Annotated in this window: 6 protein-coding genes; all 6 read left to right on the top strand. The window is 42.9% G+C overall.

Annotated elements, in window-relative coordinates:
* The coding region (locus WKF69_RS07265; RefSeq protein WP_340380809.1) for a c-type cytochrome at positions 1-516 on the top strand (516 nt) is incomplete at its 5' end.
* A gap of 71 nt (positions 517-587) precedes the next feature.
* On the top strand, positions 588-854 hold the full coding sequence (locus tag WKF69_RS07260; protein ID WP_340380807.1) for a hypothetical protein: 267 nt from the start codon (positions 588-590) through the stop codon (positions 852-854).
* Positions 855-1162: 308 nt separating this feature from the next.
* A complete protein-coding gene (locus WKF69_RS07255) occupies positions 1163-2101 on the top strand; it encodes an SMP-30/gluconolactonase/LRE family protein (protein WP_340380805.1) in 939 nt (312 codons plus the stop codon).
* 26 nt (positions 2102-2127) lie between these two features.
* A complete protein-coding gene (locus WKF69_RS07250; protein ID WP_340380803.1) occupies positions 2128-2595 on the top strand; it encodes a RidA family protein in 468 nt (155 codons plus the stop codon).
* Between the two features lie 196 nt (positions 2596-2791).
* Positions 2792-3253 carry a cytochrome c gene (locus tag WKF69_RS07245; RefSeq protein WP_340380801.1) on the top strand — a complete coding sequence of 154 codons (462 nt, stop codon included), beginning with the start codon at positions 2792-2794 and terminating at the stop codon, positions 3251-3253.
* Positions 3254-3438: 185 nt separating this feature from the next.
* Positions 3439-4609 (top strand): PQQ-dependent sugar dehydrogenase (locus tag WKF69_RS07240; protein WP_340380799.1); only part of this gene is annotated, 1171 nt, incomplete at its 3' end.

Genomic DNA, 4609 nt, shown 5'->3' with positions numbered 1-4609 from the left:
ATAGCGTCCACTACAGCCGATTCGACTGCCTCAGGTAGCGCCTACAATAGTAATGATGGGTTTGCGCCCGCATCTACATCTGCTGCTCCAGCCGTAGCGCCTGCCACGCCCGTCCTGGCGCCTGCTCCCGGTGTAGATACGGTTGTGACGGTTACTCCTGGCGCGAAGCCTGTGCCTGCTGTGAAGACTCCCGCTACAGCCCCTGTTGCCGCGACTAAACCAGCTGCGACTAAGCCAGCTGCAGCTGATGATAGTGCGGACATTAAAAAAGGGGAGGCGCTTATATCCAGATCTGATTGCCTGGCCTGCCATAAAGTTGACGTAAAACTTCTGGGCCCGTCTTATAAAGATGTGGCTGCAAAATATGCAAATAATGCTGCTACTGTGAACCAGCTTGTTGATAAGATTAAAAAGGGTGGCAGTGGGGTTTGGGGAGCTATTCCAATGTCTCCGCATCCTGCGCTGTCGGATGAAGATGCGAAGGCGATGGTACGGTATATTTTGTCGTTGAAATAGTTAGTTCGCGCAGATAAACGAGTATCCGGTAGAAGGGGTGATTGGCCGATTAATTCTCCCTATATTTCTTTATGAAATATGGTAACGATATCCGGAAAGGAGAGATATCGATTGAGCGTCTCAAAGAACAAATCAAATATGCAACGGAAATCTTGCGGTGGTATGTCGTTGTTTTCATAGCTCTGGGTAGCGGCGAACTTAATTTGCTTTTTAAAGAAAACCTAAACTATATTGAATACCTGTTTAGAAATGCAGGGTTTATGATAATTTTGGGTACAGGTATTGTTATTTATTATCATAACAGGTATATTTATACGTTAATTAAGAAAATCAAATAAATATGGCACTCGCAATAAGTATTGGATTAATTATAATAGTTGGATCACTCGTTTTCGGATCGGCAATACAGGCCTATAACTTAAACAAAAAGGAAGAACAGTAGCTTTTTTAAGACATTGTTTTTTGATATCAGTGCCCGGTTCCGGGATATTGTGAAAAATATCATTTTCACTTTAATTACCTTAAAAATGTAACATAATTACTATGTAATTGCCCACGAACTCGAAGAGTCATATATTGCATGTAATATATTTAACTGGGGCGCGTTATTGCCCGTGTCATTGTTCATATTTAACTCCCCGATACTTTGAAAACTATTGATATTATACGCTTTAAGTTCTCAACCAAAACTGCAGCTTTGACACTTTGTTTGTCATCAGGTTTTCTAGCCTGCCAGGCGCAAAGCTCCAAGTCAGAACTTTTTAAATCCTCCACTTTTACGCCCTTAAAAAGTTTCCCCAGCGGAGTTGAGGGGCCTGCTGTGAGTGCCTCTGGTACTATATATGCGGTTAATTTTGGGAAGCAGGGGACTATTGGTCAGATAACACCGGGAGGTGACGCCAGCCTGTTCGTTTCGTTACCCGTAGGAAGTATAGGAAACGGAATTCGTTTTAATAGCAAAGGCGAAATGTTCATCGCCGATTATACAAAGCACAATATTCTAAAGGTAAACATGCTTACTAAAGAAGTAAGCGTTTTTGCTCACAATCCAAAGATGAGCCAGCCAAATGATATTGCCATTGATAGTAAGGATCGATTTTATGCGAGTGATCCAAACTGGAAGGGAAGTGCGGGGCGTATCTGGAGAATAGATTCGAATGGCCAGTCCAAACTGCTCGACACCATGGGTACAGCAAACGGTATTGAAGTCAGTCCCGATGACAAATTGCTGTATGTTAATGAGTCGGTTCAGCGCAAGGTTTGGGTCTATGATCTTTCTAAGGATGGAAATGTGAGTAATAAGCGCCTGTTTCACGAATTCCCGGACTTCGGGATGGATGGTATGAGATGCGACATTGACGGGAACTTGTATATATCCAGACATGGCAAAGGAACGGTTGTTAAGCTTTCACCAGCTGGCAAAGTCCTTAAGGAAGTAACCCTTATTGGTAAGCTTCCAAGTAATGTTGCTTTCGGTGGTACCGATGGGCGTACAATGTATGTCACCCTGCAGGATCAAGGAAATCTTGAGAGCTTCCGGGTAGATAAGCCGGGGCGTGAATGGCGTATGCAAAGGAAGAAATAATCACATTAAACAATAGGAATAATAAAATGAAAACAGAAAGAAGATCAATATTAAAGAAACTGTTTGCCTCTGCAGTAGGAGTAACAGGCCTGGCGGCTGTTGCTAATGCTAGAGTCCTTGAAGTGACTCCGGAGAAAGTAGCAGGTAATATTACTGAATATAAAGCTCAGCCACTATTTGCCGGACATACAATACACAATGGTTTGGTATACATTGCAGGTAAAGGTGCTCATACCGATCCATTTGATATTAAGTCTCATACAGAGATTGTACTTAAAGAACTTGAAAAAGAATTGGTTCGGGCGGGGTCTTCTATGAAAAAAGTGTTGAAAGTAACGGTATATCTTAACGATATTGCTGACTACAAAGGAATGAACGATGTTTATAAAGGCCGTTTTGGAGCAAAACCTCCTGTTCGTTCTACAATAGCTGTTGCTAAAGGAGGTGTTCCGGGAGATTCTCTTGTTGAGATGGATTGCATAGCCTATATCTAATACTCTAACAATTCTCTGAGGGACATCGGGCAATAATTAAAAGTTATGGCTATAATGCATCAATCACTATGGCGTAAAATTTGTTTAAATATATAAGTTCATCCCAGATAATTGGGAACAAACATTTACGTACGACAATGGCTATGAGGCCTGCCAATAGCGCACTTATTCCACACAAACAGTTTACAGACTAATCATGAAAAAGATAAGATTTTACGGGGTTTTAATGTTAAGTGGGATAGCTATTTTCATATTATCATCTTCAACAAACTACAATTCCCAATCGGGAAGTTCACAAGCTGGTGTATCAAGAGATACAGTTAAACAAGAACCTTTTGTTGCTCCGGCATGGGCCGATACTATCAAGAACCCAATAGGTACATCGCCTGAAATTATCGCTAAAGGGGAAGAGATATATAATCTATATTGTTTTGCATGTCATGGCGAGACAGGGTACGGCGATGGAGCGGCCGGTGGCGCGATGGGTGTAAAACCCGCGAATTTTCACGATCCGAAATTTTCAAAACAGAAGGATGGGACTATCTTTTGGAAGTTATCGAACGGTAAAGGAAACATGCCTCCGTTTAAAGAAATTTTAAAAGAAGAACAAAGGTGGCAGTTGATCGCTTACCTGAAGGAATTTGGAAAACAGAAATAATTCATTGTCCCGTAATGCACTCCTTTAAGTTTAGTGTTTTATCACTGGCAACAATCGTTTTAAGCCCACTCGTTGGATTATCACAGCAAAAAAAAACTCCTCCATCCACAACATCGGAGCCCCGGCCGGGGCCTCTAGACACGACCCCAGTCGCCTTAAGAACCGACATTAAAATTGAACGGTACATGACCATCGGGCCTAAGGCTGTGCGGTTGCTCGTCCAGCCCGCAACTGGTGCGTTTTACTACACGAGTATCGAGGGTGGCGTATTTCGGGTTAATACTTCTACCGGAACCCCAGCATCAGAACAAATACTTTCTGCTGCTGATCACGGCATTACCCGTTTGCAGGGCGCGATATTTTCAGGTGATAATCTTTATTTATGCGGGAATATTAGCGTGAATAATGGCAAAGGAACCAAGGGCCGGATGGTGCGTTTTAATGTTAAACCATCGGGCAAACCAGAATTGACCGTTGTGTTCAATACTGTTGAGTACGGGACGAATGCTACAACTTTTGACCATGGATGGAACGCTCTTGAAGTGAGCCCGGATGGCAAATATATTTACGCTAATACGGGAGCGCGGACAGATCATGGAGAGATTCAGGATAACAGGGGAGCGTACCCTAACGCACGTGATAATGCCTTAACATCGAAAATATTCCGGATTCCTGCAGATGCTAAAGACCTGGAGCTGCAAAATGATCTCGCTAAGCTTAAATCAGATGGTTTCATTTATGCCGAAGGGATAAGAAATGCTTTTGATATTGCATTTGATGCATCAAATAACCTTTTTGCGGTGGTTAATTCTTCTGATTATGACCACAATGATGATATGTTCTGGGTCAGGCAAGGCCATCATTATGGATTTCCCTGGGTGATGAGCGGAATCGAAAATCCACAGCAATACCCTGACTGGCAACCGAACCCTGATACGGATCCTTTTATACCGCGAAGTGCACACGCGTGGGCGGTAAAATATTTCCGTAATGACCCGGAGTTTCCGAAAATTCCTGAAGGGGTGAAGTTTACACCAGGCGTGCAGAATGTTGGTCCGGACGCAAATGAATATCGTGGTCATACAGGAAAGATTATGGACGGCGATAGAACGGGCGTTACCACAAGCACATTTACGCCGCATAGCTCACCGCTCGGATTAGTATTTGACAGGCAAAATGCTTTATCAGGCGATTTTAAGGGAACCGGATTCGTGTTGAGAAATACCCTGGGTACTCGGTCGAGCATGATGAAGCCTTTTACAGAACAGGGGAGGGATCTTTTACATCTTCAGATGACTTTTAATCCTCTGACTGATAATTATTTTGTAAAGACAACACGAATTGCTGATACCTTCA

This window comes from Daejeonella sp. (genome assembly GCF_037719425.1).
Taxonomy (GTDB): Bacteria; Bacteroidota; Bacteroidia; order Sphingobacteriales; family Sphingobacteriaceae; genus Daejeonella.
This window is presented reverse-complemented; position numbering and strand designations above follow the sequence as displayed.

Bases quoted from the DNA above. Each gene is read 5' to 3' on its own strand.
- WKF69_RS07245 (WP_340380801.1), top strand. From the start codon at position 2,792: ATGAAAAAGATAAGATTTTACGGGGTTTTAATGTTAAGTGGGATAGCT.
- WKF69_RS07260 (WP_340380807.1), top strand. From the start codon at position 588: ATGAAATATGGTAACGATATCCGGAAAGGAGAGATATCGATTGAGCGT.
- WKF69_RS07250 (WP_340380803.1), top strand. From the start codon at position 2,128: ATGAAAACAGAAAGAAGATCAATATTAAAGAAACTGTTTGCCTCTGCA.